Annotated in this window: 17 protein-coding genes; 8 read left to right on the top strand and 9 right to left on the bottom strand. The window is 71.6% G+C overall.

Going from position 1 to position 15939, the window contains the following annotated elements; translation table 11 throughout:
* Nucleotides 1-1435 (top strand): adenosylhomocysteinase (ahcY, locus tag CUT83_RS10380; RefSeq protein WP_101255568.1); only part of this gene is annotated, 1435 nt, incomplete at its 5' end.
* 5 nt (nucleotides 1436-1440) lie between these two features.
* Nucleotides 1441-2136: a maleylpyruvate isomerase family mycothiol-dependent enzyme gene (locus CUT83_RS10375; protein ID WP_173915052.1), complete on the top strand. Its 696-nt coding sequence runs from the start codon at nucleotides 1441-1443 to the stop codon at nucleotides 2134-2136.
* A gap of 53 nt (nucleotides 2137-2189) precedes the next feature.
* On the opposite strand, the gene CUT83_RS10370 is transcribed toward CUT83_RS10375, so the two are convergent.
* Nucleotides 2190-2930 carry a PIG-L deacetylase family protein gene (locus CUT83_RS10370; protein ID WP_101255567.1) on the bottom strand — a complete coding sequence of 247 codons (741 nt, stop codon included), beginning with the start codon at nucleotides 2928-2930 and terminating at the stop codon, nucleotides 2190-2192.
* Nucleotides 2931-3053: 123 nt separating this feature from the next.
* On the opposite strand from CUT83_RS10370, the gene asnB reads away from it, so the two are divergent.
* From asnB to CUT83_RS10340, 6 genes are all read left to right on the top strand, one after another.
* A complete protein-coding gene (asnB, locus tag CUT83_RS10365) occupies nucleotides 3054-4883 on the top strand; it encodes an asparagine synthase (glutamine-hydrolyzing) (RefSeq protein ID WP_338154108.1) in 1830 nt (609 codons plus the stop codon).
* A complete protein-coding gene (locus CUT83_RS10360) occupies nucleotides 4880-5863 on the top strand; it encodes a PrpF domain-containing protein (protein ID WP_101255565.1) in 984 nt (327 codons plus the stop codon). Before asnB ends, CUT83_RS10360 begins: the two co-directional genes overlap by 4 nt.
* 86 nt (nucleotides 5864-5949) lie before the next feature.
* Nucleotides 5950-6678 carry an SDR family oxidoreductase gene (locus CUT83_RS10355; protein WP_101255564.1) on the top strand — a complete coding sequence of 243 codons (729 nt, stop codon included), beginning with the start codon at nucleotides 5950-5952 and terminating at the stop codon, nucleotides 6676-6678.
* 23 nt (nucleotides 6679-6701) lie between these two features.
* A complete protein-coding gene (locus CUT83_RS10350; protein WP_101255563.1) occupies nucleotides 6702-8285 on the top strand; it encodes a class I tRNA ligase family protein in 1584 nt (527 codons plus the stop codon).
* A gap of 161 nt (nucleotides 8286-8446) precedes the next feature.
* Complete coding sequence (gene mshA / locus CUT83_RS10345; RefSeq protein WP_101255571.1) at nucleotides 8447-9826, top strand: D-inositol-3-phosphate glycosyltransferase; 1380 nt, start codon at nucleotides 8447-8449, stop codon at nucleotides 9824-9826.
* A 188-nt stretch (nucleotides 9827-10014) separates the two neighbouring features.
* A complete protein-coding gene (locus tag CUT83_RS10340) occupies nucleotides 10015-10227 on the top strand; it encodes a hypothetical protein (protein WP_101255562.1) in 213 nt (70 codons plus the stop codon).
* On the opposite strand, the gene CUT83_RS10335 is transcribed toward CUT83_RS10340, so the two are convergent.
* From CUT83_RS10335 to CUT83_RS10300, 8 genes are all read right to left on the bottom strand, one after another.
* The gene (locus tag CUT83_RS10335; protein ID WP_101255561.1) at nucleotides 10218-10646 is read right to left on the bottom strand and encodes a Fur family transcriptional regulator; all 429 of its coding nucleotides are present in this window, start codon (nucleotides 10644-10646) and stop codon (nucleotides 10218-10220) included. The genes CUT83_RS10340 and CUT83_RS10335 overlap by 10 nt on opposite strands.
* Nucleotides 10647-10742: 96 nt before the next feature.
* A complete protein-coding gene (locus CUT83_RS10330) occupies nucleotides 10743-11798 on the bottom strand; it encodes a helix-turn-helix transcriptional regulator (RefSeq protein ID WP_101255560.1) in 1056 nt (351 codons plus the stop codon).
* A 104-nt stretch (nucleotides 11799-11902) separates the two neighbouring features.
* Nucleotides 11903-12814, bottom strand: a complete 912-nt coding sequence (locus tag CUT83_RS10325) for an SAM-dependent methyltransferase (protein ID WP_158238992.1) — start codon at nucleotides 12812-12814, stop codon at nucleotides 11903-11905.
* A gap of 169 nt (nucleotides 12815-12983) precedes the next feature.
* Nucleotides 12984-13484, bottom strand: coding sequence for a GNAT family N-acetyltransferase (locus CUT83_RS10320; RefSeq protein WP_240958387.1), 501 nt, complete (start codon nucleotides 13482-13484; stop codon nucleotides 12984-12986).
* 179 nt (nucleotides 13485-13663) lie between these two features.
* Nucleotides 13664-14566: a M56 family metallopeptidase gene (locus CUT83_RS10315; protein WP_101255569.1), complete on the bottom strand. Its 903-nt coding sequence runs from the start codon at nucleotides 14564-14566 to the stop codon at nucleotides 13664-13666.
* A gap of 2 nt (nucleotides 14567-14568) precedes the next feature.
* The gene (locus tag CUT83_RS10310) at nucleotides 14569-14937 is read right to left on the bottom strand and encodes a BlaI/MecI/CopY family transcriptional regulator (protein WP_101255558.1); all 369 of its coding nucleotides are present in this window, start codon (nucleotides 14935-14937) and stop codon (nucleotides 14569-14571) included.
* 62 nt (nucleotides 14938-14999) lie between these two features.
* Nucleotides 15000-15281, bottom strand: a complete 282-nt coding sequence (locus CUT83_RS10305; protein WP_093852590.1) for a metal-sensitive transcriptional regulator — start codon at nucleotides 15279-15281, stop codon at nucleotides 15000-15002.
* A 118-nt stretch (nucleotides 15282-15399) separates the two neighbouring features.
* A partial coding sequence (locus CUT83_RS10300) for an HAD-IC family P-type ATPase (RefSeq protein WP_143688523.1) occupies nucleotides 15400-15939 on the bottom strand: 540 nt, incomplete at its 5' end.

Raw genomic sequence — 15939 nt, 5'->3', positions numbered from 1 at the left:
GGACTTCAAGGTGGCGGATCTGTCCCTGGCGGCGTTCGGCCGCAAGGAGATCACGCTGGCCGAGCACGAGATGCCCGGTCTGATGGCCATCCGCCGCGAGTACGCCGCCGCCCGGCCGCTGGCCGGGGCGCGGATCACCGGGTCGCTGCACATGACGGTGCAGACGGCCGTGCTGATCGAGACGCTGGTGGCGCTGGGCGCGCGGGTGCGCTGGGCGTCCTGCAACATCTTCTCCACCCAGGACCATGCCGCCGCCGCGGTCGCGGTCGGTCCCGGTGGCACTCCCGAGGATCCGCGGGGGGTGCCGGTCTTCGCCTGGAAGGGCGAGAGCCTTCAGGAGTACTGGTGGTGCACCGAGCAGGCGCTGACCTGGCCGGGCGAGCCCACCGGCGGGCCGAACATGATTCTGGACGACGGCGGGGACGCCACGCTGCTGGTGCACAAGGGCGTGGAGTACGAGAAGGCCGGCGCGGTGCCGGACGTCTCCACGGCCGAGTCCGAGGAGCACGCGGTCATCCTGGGCCTGCTGGCCCGCACCCTGGCCGAGCAGCCGGGCAAGTGGACGGCGCTGGCCTCGGAGATCCGGGGGGTGACGGAGGAGACCACCACCGGGGTGCACCGGCTGTACGAGATGCAGCGCGACGGCGTGCTGCTCTTCCCGGCGATCAACGTCAACGACTCGGTGACGAAGTCGAAGTTCGACAACAAGTACGGCTGCCGCCACTCGCTGATCGACGGGATCAACCGGGCCACCGACACCCTGATCGGCGGCAAGGTGGCCGTGGTGTGCGGTTACGGGGACGTGGGCAAGGGGTGCGCGGAGTCGCTGCGCGGGCAGGGCGCGCGGGTGATCGTCACCGAGATCGACCCGATCTGCGCGCTGCAGGCGGCGATGGACGGCTATCAGGTCGCCACGCTGGAGGATGTGGTGGAGAGTGCGGACATCTTCGTGACCACCACCGGCAACAAGGACATCATTCTGGCCTCCCACATGGCGCGGATGAAGCACCAGGCGATCGTGGGCAACATCGGCCACTTCGACAACGAGATCGACATGGCCGGTCTGGCGGCGATCCCCGGGATCGTCAGGGACGAGGTCAAGCCGCAGGTGCACACCTGGACCTTCCCGGACGGGAAGGCGATCATCGTGCTGTCCGAGGGGCGGCTGCTGAACCTGGGCAACGCCACCGGGCATCCGTCGTTCGTGATGTCGAACTCCTTCGCCAACCAGACGATCGCCCAGATCGAGTTGTTCACCAAGCCGGATGCCTATCCGGTGGGGGTGTATGTGCTGCCCAAGCATCTGGACGAGAAGGTCGCCCGGCTGCATCTGGAGGCGCTGGGGGCGAGGCTGACCGTGCTGAGTCCGGAGCAGGCGGCCTACATCGGGGTGCCGGTGGAGGGTCCGTACAAGCCCGACCACTACCGCTACTGACACCGATGACCGAGACGAGAGATCCCTGGCTGCCGCACCGGCTGCTGCTGGCCGAACGGGACGCCCTGCTGCCGCTGCTGCGCCGTACGGCCGGCGGCGAGTACGAGCGCCGCACCGCCTGCCCGGGCTGGACGGTGCGCGAGGTGCTCGCGCACTGTTCGGCGGCCCTCCTGCGCATTGTGGAGGGCCGGCTCGAGGGCGCCTTCACACCCGAGGCGAACGCGGCCGACGTGTGGGAGCGCCGCGACTGGAGCGTCTCCCGGATCCTGGACGAACTGGAGGAGGGGTTCACCGAGGCGGGGAAGGTGATCGCCGCGTCCGACGGGGACCTGGACGTGATCGCGCTGGGGGAGTGGGTGCACGCCGGCGACGTCCGTGACGCCCTGGGCCGGCCGGGGGCCTACGAGGGGCCCGGGGCGGCCGAGGCGCTGGCCATCCTCGCCGTCGCCAGCCGGGTCCGCTCCACTCCGCGGGTGGAGGCGGTTCTCGGCGGCGGGGGGCGCCTCCCGTTCCCGGAGCCCCGCCCACCGGCCTCACCGGCGAGGAGGCTCTCCCTGGGCAACCTCGAGGACGGGCGGCCGCCGGCGCGTCTGGAAACGGATGTCCCGACCCTGATCCGCCTCTACTCCGGCCGTCCCGTGGTCGGCGCGCGGTATGTGCTGGACGGTGCCGTGGAGAGCGAGCTGGTCATCTACGGCTGAACACCGCGGGACGCGAACGCCGAGGACCGGCCGCCCCGTGACGGGGCGGCCGGTCATGCCGTCCGTACGACCTGGAAGGCCTCGGCGAGCCTCCCGGGAGGCAGTCCGCCCGCACGGGCGTGCTCCGCCAGCCATTCCCGGAGCAGTCCGGCCAGGTCCTCGAAGTGGGCCGTCTGCGAGGTGTGGATGCGCAACGCGTCGACCTTGCGGTCGAAGACGGCGGTGACGTCGATGAACTGGTTGGGGCTCGGACCGGTCATCAGCCAGGTCTCGGGGACGGTCCACGGCCGCAGCCCTTCGTGCTTGAGCAGGGAGGCGTGGGCGAAGGGATTGCGGGCCTCGGGGTAGATCGCGCGCAGGGCCGCCTCCCCGACGGCACGGTGGTCGGGGTGGAGATCGGCGACGCGCGCCCAGTTGATCTCGGGACTGGGGATGATGGCGCGCTGCGGCCTGACCTCGCGGATGACCCGGCACAGATCGCGGCGCAGTTCCACGCTCGGTTCCACCCTGCTGTCCGGGTAGCCGAGGAACCGGACGTCCTGCACCCCGCTGAGTTTGGCGGAGTGCGTCTGTTCGGCCCGGCGCAGATCCGCCATGACCTGCCGCGGCAGCTGCTCGTCGTATCCGCCCGCGTCGCCGTCGGTGACGATGCAGTAGGTCACCCGCGTGCCGCGGTCCATCCACTGCATGACGGTTCCGCTCACACAGAACTCGATGTCGTCGGGGTGTGCGGCCACGACCAGCAGGCTGTCGGGCGTGCCCCTGGAGGCCGTGCCGAAGGTGGAGTCGCTCATGCGGCCAGCCTGTTGCGCGCGGGGCGGGGACGACAAGAGGCGGCTCATGGCCGGTTTGCGCCATGACACTTTCGCGCCGGACAAAGAATTGGTAGATTCAAATCATTGATTCCGTCTGGTGTGATGTGTTCGGAGGTGGCCGCCATGTGCAGGATCCTCGGCTCGTTCGCTGCAGGTGCGACAGTCCACGACCTGGCTGCCGTCGCCGGCCGCCAGCGGCACGGTGGGCCCGACGCCCACGGGATGAGAAGGGGACCGGGATGGTCGCTGGGCTGCAACCGGCTCGCCGTCACCGACCCGGCCGGCGGCGCCCAGCCCTACGAACTGAAGACGGCGCCGGGCGTCGTCGCCGTCTTCAACGGCGAGCTGTACAACCACCGCGAACTGCGCCGGCGCCTGCGGGAGCGGGGACACGTCTTCCCCGACAACTGCGACGGCACCTTGCTGCCGGCCCTCTACGCCGAGTACGGCGCGGCCTTCGCCGGACTGCTCGAGGGCATGTTCGCCGTGGCCCTGGTGGATCTGCGCAGCCCTGAGCCCCGGCTCGTCCTCGCCACCGACGACCACGGCATGAAGACGCTCTACTACCACGCCGCCCCGGGCGGCGGTGTGTACTTCGCCTCCGAACTGTCCGCCCTGATCGCGTTCTCGCAGGTGCCCGCCGTGCAGCGGGAGGAGGCACTGGACGAGTACCTGACGACTCGTACCTGCCTGGGGCAGCAGTCCGTACTGCGCGGCATCCGCACCCTGCCTCCCGGGGCCACCGCGGTGGCGGATCCGGGCACAGGCCTGCGCGTCCACCGCCGCCGGCCCCGCGGGGAGGAGCGCCCGGGCGCGGACCTGCTGGGCGTGCTGGGCCGCGAGGTGCGCGCGCTGGCCCGTGCCGACGTCCCGGTCTGCGCCGTCACCAGCGGAGGTCTGGACTCGGGCCTGGTGACCGCGCTGGCGGCGGAACACGCCCGGCAGGTGCGCGGGGAGCCCCTGCACACCTTCCACCTGACCTACAAGGGGCGCTGGCCTGGGGACGAGGACGGGTTCGCCCGGGCCGTCGCCCGCCGCAGCGGCACGGTCCACCACCAGATCGAGGTGGACCCCGGCGAGTTCGCCGAGCTGCTGCCGCGGACCGTGTGGCATCTGGGCCAGCCCAACGCCGACCCCATCACGCTCAGCACCTACGCGCTGTTCCGCGCCGTCCGCGCCGAGGGGTTCACCGTCGCCCTCACCGGTGACGGCGCCGACGAACTCTTCGCCGGGTACGACCGGATGCGCGCCGCACTGGCCGCACCGGCCGGTGCGGACTGGGTGAGCCCTTATGTCGCCTCACTCGCCGCGGTCCCCCGCGCCCTGCGCGACTCGCTCTACACCTCCGACTACCGTGCCTTCCTCGCCGACCGGGGGTCGGCCGAGCGGCGGATCACCGAACAGTTGCGGTCGGCGGCCGGTAGCCGGCACACCACGCTGACGGACTTCGAGACGCTGCAGCGACTGCCGGCCTACCATCTGCGCCGCGTCGACCACCTCAGCATGGCCTGGGCGGTGGAAGCGCGAATGCCGTACCTCCAGCCGGCCGTCTCCGCCCTGGCCCGGCGGCTCCCCGTCCGCCTGCGCACGGGGAAGCGGGCTCTGTTCGCGGCGGCCCGGGGGGTGCTGCCGGAGGCGGTGGTCCGCCGCCCCAAGCAGCCCTTCCACCTTCCCGTCGACGCGATGCTCGTCCGCGGCACGCCTCTCATGGCGCTGGCCCAGGAGATGCTGTCCTCCGGGAACCTGCGCCTCGACGGCCGGCTGTGCGCGCGGGGAGTGGGCGGCCTGTTCGCCGCCCACCGCCGGCAGCCCTCCCCGGTGACCGCCGGCGCGCTGTGGGCCCTGCTGGTCCACGAACTGTGGAGCGAGGAGCTGCGCGCTCTGCGCGCGTCGGCGCCCCGGGTCCGGTCCCTGGCCGGACTGGCCGCATGACCTCGTACATCGCGATGGCCGAGGGGGCGCCGGGACCCACCCTGGTGCTCGACGCCGGCCGGCTCCCCGAGGACCGCGACCGCCTGAGCGCCGCCCTGGGACGGATACGCCTGTTCCTGGAGGACGCCGGGCACGGTCCGGTCCTGAAGTTCGCGCTGGTCCGTCCTTCCCCGCTGCCCGGGTACGACCTGGACTACCGCTTCGTCCAGGGACTGGCGCGGGATCCGCGGGAGTTCGCCTTCGACAGCGGCTGCGGCCACTCCCTGCTGGCCGCGGCCGCCACCGGGACGGCGCGGGAGCCCCTGCGGGTCCGGGTCCTCAACACCGGGGAGGAGATGGTCTGCGAGCGGGCCCGGGACGGCACCCACACCCTGCACCTCCTGCCGGGCGCGGAGCTTCCGCTGCCGCGGCTGCTGCCCACCGGGCGGGCCACCGACGCCCTGATCACCGGTGAGGGAGTGCTGCTCGGTTCCCTTGTGCGGTTCGGCAACCCCTATGTGTTCGTCGACGCGGCGGATCTGGGACTGCACGGCCCCCGGGCCCTGTTCGAGGCGGGTTCCGCCGCCCTGGCGCGGCTGGAGCGGCTGCGGGCCGCGGCGCGCGCCGTACTGGGACTGCCCGCGGGCGGCCTGCTGCCCAAGGTCGCCGTGGTGAGCGCCGGCCGGCCGGGGCGGCTGGCGGCCAGATCCCTCACCGAACCCGGGTGGCACCCCGCGTTCGCGCTCACCGGACTCGCCTGCCTGGCGGCCGCCTCCGCCATCGCGGGAACGGTTCCGCACCGTCTGGCACGAGCCGCCGGATGCGGGACGGACTCCGTTCTCGTCGACACTCCGTCCGGCACCGTGCCGGTCGAACTGGAGACCGCCGTCACGGCCGGCGAGCACTCCGGGCGCCTTCGCCGGGTCGGCATCGGCGGCAGGCGGGTCCGCGTGCTGCGGGCGGACCTGCGGCTGCCGTGGCGCGTCCACGCCACTGCGTGAACCTGCCTTTCCTCTCTGCGGATATCCTCCCCGCCGTCTGTCAGGCTTTTCGAGGACATCTGGCCGACCGGGGAGAGCTGGACGGAATGAAATTCGATAACCTGCGTGTCGTCGTCACCGGCGCCTCCCGTGAATTCGGGCGTGCGCTCGCCATCGGTTTCGCGCATCTGGGCGCCGAGGTATTCGTCTCGGCCCGTACGGTGGAAGCGGCCGAGCACACCCTGGCCGACGTCATGGGGTCGGCCCGTGAGCGCATCCACGCGTTCGGCTGCGACCTCAGCCGCCCGGCCGAGATCCGGGAGTTCGCCCGCCGGGTGGGCGAACACACCGGCCGGGTCGACCTGCTCGTCAACAACGGCGCGCGGTGGCTCGACGGCGTCGAACTCGAGGACGCCTCGGACGACCAGATCGTGGAGACCATCGAATCCACCGCGGGCGGAACCGTGCTGATGGTCAAGCACTTCCTGCCGCTGCTGCGCGTCTCCCAGCGGCCCGACATCGTCAACATGGTCGCGGTCCGGGGCCCGGACACGGCGGGTATGTCGACGGCCCACGACGCCTTCTACGCGGCGAAGAGCGCCCAGGCGGGATTCGCCGACATCCTCTCCCACCGGCTGCGGTCCTCGGGCGTCCGCGTCTTCTCGCTCTACCCGCCCGACTTCTCCACCTCCGACCCCCGGTCGGTGGAGTGGGAGGGAACAGGGGGAGACCCCGACGAGAAACTCACCACCCAGGCGCTTTTCGAATGCATCGTCTACGCGGTCGAGCAGCCACGGGACTGCTTCATCCGCTCCTTCCACTTCGAGCCCCGCTGACCAGCGGGAAAGGAGGCCCGCCCGTGAGCAGCCGGCTCTGGATCACCGCGACCCCGCCCGCCTCCCACGGCGAGCTCCACATCGGGCACCTGGCCGGACCCTATGTCGCCGCCGACGTGCTCAGCCGCTACCTGCGCGCCGACGGCCGGTCCGTCCTCTTCGTCACCGGCACTTCCGACCACAACAGCTCCGTCGAACTGCGGGCCCTGCGGGACGGACGCAAGCCCCAGGAGGTCGCGGAAGGGTACCGCCAGGCCATATGCGCCGACCTGCAGCGCGCCGGAGTCGAGTTCGACCTGATCACCGATCCGCGATCCTCCGCCGGCTACCGCCAGTGGGTGCAGAACCTCTTCGCCCGGCTCCGCGCCGACGGCGTCATCGCCGCCAGGACCCGGCTGATGCCCTACTGCGAACCGTGTGAGCGCTGGCTGTACGGGGCCCACGCGACCGGCGGCTGCCCCCACTGCGGGCAGCCCTGCCGGGCGGGTGTCTGCCACGCCTGCGCCCGGCCGAACGACAGCGGCGAACTGCTCTCGCCGAGCTGCTCCCTGTGCGGCACCGCGGCGGTGCTCCGCCGCTGCCGCCGTCTGTACCTGCCGCTGGAGCCCTTCCGCGACCGGCTCGCCGACCACTGGCGCGGCAGCGACCTTCCACCGCGGGTCGCCGCGCTGTGCGAGGGACTGGCCGAGGACGGCCTGCCCGACGTGGCCGTGTGCCATCCGGCCGAGTGGGGGCTGCCGGTCCCCGGGGACGACTTCGAGGGCCACCGCATCGACGTCTGCTTCGAGGACATCGCGATGCACCTCTACGGCTGCTGGCCGGACCACCGGGCGGCGCCGGAGGAGACCGTCCACTTCTGCGGGGCCGGCCACGTCTTCTGCCAGGCGGTGCTGCTGCCCGTCCTCGTCCTCGCCCAGGGGGTGAAGCTGAAGCACTCGTTCCGCGTCAACGAAACCCTCCGCCTGGAGAAGGGGAAGGGCGAGACCGGCGGCCGGCGTCCGGCGCTCTGGGCCCTGGACCTGCTCACGGAGTTCGGTTCCGACACCCTGCGCCGCCATGTGCTGCAGTGCCGGCCGACCGACGGGGCCGCGCCGTTCCGGCACTCGGACCTGGAGCGCACGCGGCAGTGGCTGGACTCCACCTGGAACGACTGGCTGGGCAGGCTCTTCACCGCAGTCCGGGAGGAGTCCGAGGGACTGGTGCCGGACGCCGCCTCCGGCGGAGCGGGCTGGGACGTCCTGCACGAGCGACTGGTCCGCACGGCCGGGGAACTGCGCGAGGCGTACGACCCCCGGTCCTTCGACCCCCGTCGCGCCGTCGCGCTGCTGGACGAGGTCGTCCGCTCCGCCGACGACTTCGGCCATGCCAACGGGTACCGGTGGCACGGCCCCACCGGCCCGGACCGCAAGGCGCCCGCGATCGTGGCCCAGTTGCGGGTGGCCGGGGCGCTGGCCGCCTGGGCCCGCCCGGTGATGCCGGAAGGGGCCGACCGGCTGGCGTCCGCACTGGGACTGCCGGCGGGCCGCGCCGTCGTTCCCGAAGCCCTCACCGCTCCCGCCGCCGGCACCCGGCTGTCACCGCCGTCGGGCCCGGTCTTCGGCTTCTGAACCCTTACGTCTTCGACACCTTCCCATCGGGCTCCGGGGCTTCACGCCCCGGAGCCCTTCCGTCTGCCGGGCGCCGCCACGGCTTCGCGAGGGCGGCGCCCGGTCCGATCACCGAGGAGAACCACGTGTCCGTCACCACCGCACGACCGCTCCGCGTGGCCATGCTCAGTGTCCACACCTCACCGCTGCACCAGCCCGGCACCGGCGACGCGGGCGGGATGAACGTCTACATCGTCCAGCTCTCGCGGAGCCTGGCCGGACTCGGCGCCGAGATCGACGTCTTCACCCGGTGCCGGGGCGAGGACCTGCCGCCGAAGGTGTCGCTGGCCCCCGGCACGACCGTGCGCCATCTGCACGCCGGCCCGTGCCGGGCCGTGGCCAAGGAGGAACTCCCCGGCACGCTGGAGGACTTCTCGCGGGCGCTGCTGCGCACCGCGGCCGGGGACGGCGGCCGTCCCTACGATCTGGTCCACTCCCACTACTGGCTGTCCGGGCAGGTGGGCCGGACCGTGACGCGGCGATGGGGGGTCCCGCTGGTGCACACCATGCACACGCTGGGCCGGGTGAAGAACGCCTCGCTCGCCGAGGGCGACAACCCCGAGCCACCGGAGCGGATCCTGGGCGAGCACCAGGTCGTCGACACCGCCGAACGCCTGATCGCCAACACGGCCGACGAGGCGGCGGCGCTGCGGCGGCTGTACGGGGCGGCTCGGGAGCGCACCGACATCGTGCACCCCGGCGTCGATCTCCGCACCTTCCGTCCGGGCGGGGGCCGGCAGGCCGCCCGCCGCCTCCTGGGGCTGCCGCGGGACGCCTTCGTGCCGCTGTTCGTGGGACGCATACAGCCTCTGAAGGGACCGGACGTGCTGGTCGAGGCCGTCGCCGAACTGGTCCGTCTGGACCCGGAACTCGGCAGGCGCCTGGTGGTACCCGTGATCGGCGGTCTGAGCGGTTCGGGGCTGCGTGCCCCGGAACGGCTGGGACAACTGTGCGCCGCGTCGGGTGTGGCGGATGTGATCCGCTTCGAACCCGCCGTGCGGCAGGAGACGCTGGCGCACTGGTACCGCGCCGCCGACGTGCTGGTGGTGCCCTCGCGCAGCGAGTCGTTCGGCCTGGTGGCCCTGGAGGCCCAGGCCTGCGGGACCCCCGTGCTCGCCGCCGAGGTGGGCGGGCTGCCGGCCGCCGTGCGGGACCGGGTGACGGGCCTGCTGGTCCGGGGGCACCGTCCGCGGGACTACGCCCGGCAGTTGCTGACCCTGGCCAGGGCACCCGAACTGGCCGGGGCCATGGGGCGGGCCGGAGTCCGGTACGCGTCGGGAATGGCCTGGGACCTGGCCGCGGCCCGCACGCTCGCCGTGTACGAGCGTGCGGCCGGGACGGCGCGGTCCGGGTGGGCAGGGGCGGCGGCACGCCCCTGCCCGGGCGGGGACCTGTCCCTGGAGGTGCCAGGGCCCCGCCGGCTCAAGGGAGAGAGCCGCACCCACGATTCTATCATAGATTTTAGCGGATCAAATATTGGTCCGAATGGAATCGCTGAGTAATTCAGCAGTGAAATTCGGGGATTCCGCTTTCCCGGGGCTTTGACAGGCTTGTGCCATGGCGTGTGTGCGACGCCGACATCCCTGGATCGGGAAGTCGTGGGGCGGGATTATTTAAGCGTCACCCCGAGGAACTCCCGGCGGCACGGGAGAGGGGAGACGAAAATCCCGCCCATCACCCTGGAGGAACCATGCCTTCGTACAGCGGAATTTCCTTCGCCCTGCGCCGCCTGGCCGTCGCCGCAATCCTGTGCGCCTCCGTGGCCGGCGCCGCCGCGACGGCGGCCCTGTCCGATCAGCCGGGCGGGCTCGGCATCCTGGCCTCCGGCACCGAGGTCGACTGGCCGCCGGTCTCCCCGAGCGACGGCAACGTCGACTGGCCGCCGGCCCCGTCTCAGGACTGACGGCAGTCCGGGCACTCGCCCTTGAAGACCAGCTCGGTGCCCGTCATGTGCCAGCCGTGCAGGCCCTTGCGCGAAGGCGTGGGGGCCTGCACGGCCACGTTGGCCACCCGTCCGCAACGCGTGCACAGCGCGTGGTGGTGAGGTTCGGAAGCCAATTCGAAGACGGCCGGCAGCCCGGGGCGGTCGAATTTCGTCACCAGTCCGGTGTCGAGGAAATGCTTCAGCATCTCGTAGACCGCCTGGCTGGTCAGTGTCCCCAGTCTTTCCCGCGCGGTGGAGGTGATTTCCTCCACCTCCATGTGGCTGTTCTCCCGCAGCACCTTGAGGACTTCCAGCCGCGGCCCGGTGACCCGCAGGCCGACATCACGCAGCTGCTGCACCGCGGCCTCGCGCTGCTCCGGCAGTACCTCGCGCTTCATGTCCCCGCCAACCGCTCCCAGTCAACCGATCCGAGTCAACTGATCCGACCAAAAGTTTTCCACCATCGTACATCTTGGCCGGACAGGAGCGGTGTGCTAATCGAGCCAGCCCAGCCGGGTGGCCTTCACCCCGGCCTCGAAGCGGCTGCCCGCGCCCAGCTCCTGCATCACCTCGGACAGCAGGCGGCTGACGGTGCGCAGCGACACACCGAGGTTCCGCGCGATCTTCTCGTCCTTCATGCCGGTGGCCAGCATGCGAAGCGCCGCCCGCTGCTGCTCGGTCAGCCCGTCGCCGCCGCGCTCGGCGTTCTCCTCCTCGCCGAACGCCGACGAGGTGTGCCAGCAGTACTCGTAGACGGCCAGATAGGACCGCACCAGCGCAGGCCCCCTGGCCAGGATCGCGCCGGCGGTGTGGTCGTCGGGATTGGCCGGAAGAAGCGCGAACTGGTGGTCGCCGAGGATCATGTTCATGGGCACGACGGGGGAGAGGCGGACCTCGACGCCGGCCTCGACCTGGCGTCTGAAGAAGTCCGCCAGTGTCGGCACGGACGCGAACCGCTGGTTGTAGATCACCCGCACCCGCACTCCCTCGCCCAGCAGCCGCCTGTCCCGGCCCAGCGACCGGTCCAGGGTGCTGGTGTCGATGGCGCCGGGATGCATGGAGGCCACGGAGTCGTGTACGAGGTCCACGACGTCCTCGACGGCCTGCTGGATGCGCCGGTAGTCCGTGAGCACCTCGACCTCGACCTCGGAGTCGGTGACCGAACCGGCCCGCAGGAAACGGTCGGCCAGCGTCTCCAGCCTGGTGTGGGCCTCGTCGGCCTGCCGCAGACGCTCGCGCAGCATGTCCCGCTCGTGCGCCATCACGCGCAGGAGCGCCACCTCGGGGGCGATCACCGTGACGGCGTCCTCGGTCTCCTCGTGCCGCCAGCCGGGGTTCGTCTCCAGACCGGTGGTGTGCAGCGAGGCGGTGGGAACGACCAGGCCGAGGCGCTCCAACTCGTCCCGGTGACGGGCGGCCTCGTGTTCCTTGAGCCCCAACTCGGCGGCCACCGCGGCGAATCCCGCGGCCCCGCGCGCCCGCAACGCCTGGTAGAGGCGGAGAGCGGGGTCCTGCGAGCCACTACGTCCGCCGGAACCGGATCTGGACACGTTGCGGTAATCCCCCTCGTCTACCCGTACCGCGCTCCGATGTGACCGTGCACTCGTTCCGGGGTAGGTCCACCCTCGACCGTTCTGCGGCCCCGGTCACCTCATCATGCGTCGGCGCGGCAAATCAAGAGCACATGTTCGGTCACGGAGTCGATCCGGTGGGGGCGCCGGTCGGTGATATGCATTCCGGCTCTGCGTATGTCATGTGCCAGCTGTTCGGAGTCGATCAGCCATTTGCGGGTGGTCAGGGTCCGGAGATGGACATCGTGCCGTGTGGAGCACCGGCACCGGTAGGTGATCCGCTCGCGCATTCCGGCCGGGTCGAAGACCTGCCTGGCCACGACCGTCTCGGTCACCCCGTCGAAACGCGGCACCCGGAAGGCGAACGTGCGCCGGGGCCGCTCCTTCAGGCCCGTGAGCGCGTGGCTCGGATAGTCCAGGGCCAGCGCGCCTCCCGTGCCCAGGCGGGAGGCTATCTCGCGCAGCAGGGCGGGACGCGCCCGCGGGGGAACGGCCGTGATCATCGCTCCGGCCAGCACCACCAGCTGGTACCGGCCCTCCAGCCGCAGCCCGGCCAGGTCGGCGGGGACCGTGGTCACCAGCCGGTCGGTGCGGGGGCCGATCCGCCGGGCCCACTGCCGCAGCCGCCGCAGGCTGTGGCGGTCCCGGTCCACCGCCGCCACGGCGAAACCGTGCCGGGCGAAGGGGACGGCCAGCCGCCCGGCGCCCGACCCCAGGTCGAGCACCGGGCCGCCGGTGGTGCGGGCCATGCCCAGGTAGCCGACGATGTCGGTGCTGTGCGGGCCCAGCAGGGCGTCGTGCAGCCACACGTCCCCGGGATCCTGGGCGGACACGTTCTCGAGGCCGGGCAGCCACAGAGCGCCGGAGCCGTCCTCGGCGGCCACGGACGGCAGGGAGCCGGCATCATCGCACTCCGTCTCCGGGAGAGCGGTGCGCATGTCGTCGTCCGAGATGTCGAGCAGAGCCGACACGGCGGTGCTCCTCTGCGTGTCCATCGCCCCTCCAGGGTGCTCGGCTGTACCCCTGCCGTCCGGGGGCGGTGCCCGTGCCGCCGGGACCGCGCCTGGAAGGCATCCTGGCCCGCGGGCGGCGCCGGGAGCCAGCCGGAACCGCTGCGTGTCCATGCGATGGCGTGGATCTGCCACCCCCGGGGCGGCGGGAGGCTCACAGGGGGCGCGCGTAGCGCATGCCGCCGAGGTCCTCTTCCCGGGGCCGGAAACCGTGCCGGCTCAGAAAGGGCAGGAGGGGGTCCTCCGGAGAGTGCAGGGAGATCAGCTGGCGACGGGCGCCCGCACCGCGCTGCTGTTCACTCACGGCCTCCAGCAGTGCGCTGCCGATACCCTCGCGGCGGCGGTCCGCGTTCACACACAGGCAGTACACCTCACCGGCTCCCGCCTCGGCGACGCCGCCGGCCGCCGCGCCCAGTACGCCGCCGCCGGGCTCCACCGCGACAAGCCACCCGAGCCAGCCCGGTCCGCTGCCGGGAGCGCCGATTTCCGTGCGAATGCGGGCCAGCGAGCAGTAGCGGCCGACCAGGCGCTCCACCTCGGCCTTTCCGAGTAGTGAGAGATAACCGTTCCGTAGTGAATCGGCCATCAACCTGGACACCGAGGACGCCTCGGCCTCGACTGCCGGCCGTACTGCCACATGGCCCATGACGTTCATCCCTCCCGCGGGCGGAAGCGGCCCGACAACTGCCCACAATAGACCTGTGGGTGGCGGAACAAAAAGCCCTCCCGGAATACCCCAGGGCTCTTTCCGGTCGATTTTCGAGGTTTTGAAAAGTTTCCCGCTTTGCACCGCGAGAGGTCTACGAAAATACTTAGTAAATCAGTAGGGAAAATCTAGAGTGAGCAGCATGCGACAATCAGGGGAATGACCGTCAGGGCCGATGCCAGGAGCATGAACGCGCCGCGCGCCGCGGGGCAGCGTGGCCGGTCGGTCGCGAGAATACGGTTCATCCGCTGCACGGCCGACAGCCCGCCCAGGGCGAAGGCGCCCCTCGGAGCCTGTCCGGCAGCCGTCTCGTAGAGAGCCGTCGCGAGTTCCTGGCGTGTGCACCGCCGCAGCACGCGGTCGTCGGCGGCCATCTCCAGCAGCAGGGGCACCTGGTGGCGCAGGCCACTGCCGAGCGGGAGCCGGCGGTACACGGAGCCGAGAGCGTGCGCCGCGGTGAACAGCAGATGGTGCCGTCCGGCCAGATGCGCACGCTCGTGTTCGACCGCTGCCGACAACTCCCCCGCCCTCAGAGTGCGTACGGCTCCGGAACTCACCACGATCTCGGGAGACCTGCCCGGCAGGCAGTAGACGGCCGGGGTGTCGTGGTCGAGGAGCGTCACGCCCAGCCGTGCCGATCTCCGGCCGACGATCCGCAGCACCCGCGCGTGCCGGGCGCGTGATCTGCGTGTGCACACGTACTCGCGGACCAGGGCCCCACAAGGGGGTCCGGTCGCCGCGATCGCCGAAACCGCCACGATCACCAGCAGATCACGGCCGGGCGGTATGCGTTCCGGCTCGGACGCGCACGCGGCGAGGAGTCCCACCACACCCTGCCCGCCCGCCCAGGACAGCAGCAGCTGTGCCAGGGCAAGCCCTCCCGAGAACGCCAGCGCGCCCGCCAGGGCCAGCCAGGCGCCGACGGCGAGTCTCGGTGCGTGGTGGGCCCAGCGGGCGCGCGCCAGGAGCAGAGGGGCGATCACCCCGGTGCCCAGGACGACTCCCATCGGGGGCAGCAGATGGTAGGTCACGGTCACAGGGGGGTGTCCCGTCCGGTGGAGCGCAGTGCCGCTCTGAGCGCCTCGACCTCCTCGGACGACATGTGCTCGACGAAGCGCATCAGCGCGGTCCGGCGGTCCTCGGTGTGTCCCAGAGCCTCGCGCATCAGGCCGGCCGTGTACTCCTCGCGGCTGTGAAGCGGTTCGTACATCCAGGCACGCCCGGCCTTCTCCCGGCGGAGCATGCCCTTGCGGTGCAGGATGTCCGCGACGGTCATCACCGTCGTGTAGGCCACCGGCCGGGTCAGGTTGATGTCGTCCACGATCTCGCGGACGGTCGCCGCCCTGCGCCACCGCCAGAGCCGATCCATGATCTCGGCTTCCAATTCGCCTAGCCGGCGCACCCTTCCCCCTCCTGCGGCCCGTGCGGCCGCGGTCGCGCCACATCGTACGTCCGTGCCACGGGTCACGACCGGACGAGCCGCGCGATCGCGCGGGACGCCTCGGTCACCTTCTCCCTCGCCCGGTCCCCGCCGTGTCCGATGGCCTCGGTGACGCAGCAGCTGAGGTGCTCGTCGAGGAGGGCGAGGGCGCACGACTGGAGGGCGGCGTTCGTCGCGGACACCTGGGTGAGCACGTCGATGCAGTAGGTGTCCTGCTCGACCATGCGCTGGAGTCCGCGTACCTGGCCCTCGATTCTGCGCAGGCGCCTGAGGATGTCGTCCTTGTGCTTCTCGTAACCGGTCATCGTCGCCTCGTCTCACGGGAATCCGGCGGTAAAGGGCGTGGGGGAGAAGAAGGGGGCCGGGGCGGTGTGCCCCGGCCCCCGAAGGTGGTGCGGTCTGCGTGTTCCTGGGAAGTGCTCGTCAGCTCTGGGCGCGGAAGCGGCGCAGCCGGAGGCTGTTGCCGACCACGAAGACCGAGGAGAAGGCCATGGCGGCTCCCGCGATCATCGGGTTGAGCAGTCCGGCCGCGGCCAGCGGCAGGGCGGCGACGTTGTAGGCGAAGGCCCAGAAGAGGTTGGACTTGATGGTGGACAGGGTCTTGCGGGCGAGCCGGATGGCGTCGGCGGCGGCGCGCAGGTCGCCGCGGACCAGGGTCAGGTCGCCGGCCTCGATGGCGGCGTCGGTGCCGGTGCCCATGGCCAGGCCGAGGTCGGCCTGGGCGAGGGCGGCCGCGTCGTTGACGCCGTCGCCGACCATGGCCACGGAGCGGCCCTCGCTCTGGAGGCGCTTGACGACATCGACCTTGTCCTGGGGCATGACCTCGGCGATCACCTCGTCGATCCCGACCTCGCGGGCGACGGATTCGGCCACCGCCCGGTTGTCGCCGGTGAGCAGGACGGGGGTGAGTCCGAGGGCGCGCAGCCGGGTGATGGCCTCGGCGCTGGTGGGCTTGACGGCGTC

Source organism: Streptomyces barkulensis (assembly GCF_002843305.1).
Lineage (GTDB): Bacteria > Actinomycetota > Actinomycetes > Streptomycetales > Streptomycetaceae > Streptomyces > Streptomyces barkulensis.
The sequence above is the reverse complement of the archived record's forward strand: the minus strand, read 5'-3'. Positions and strand labels throughout refer to the sequence as shown.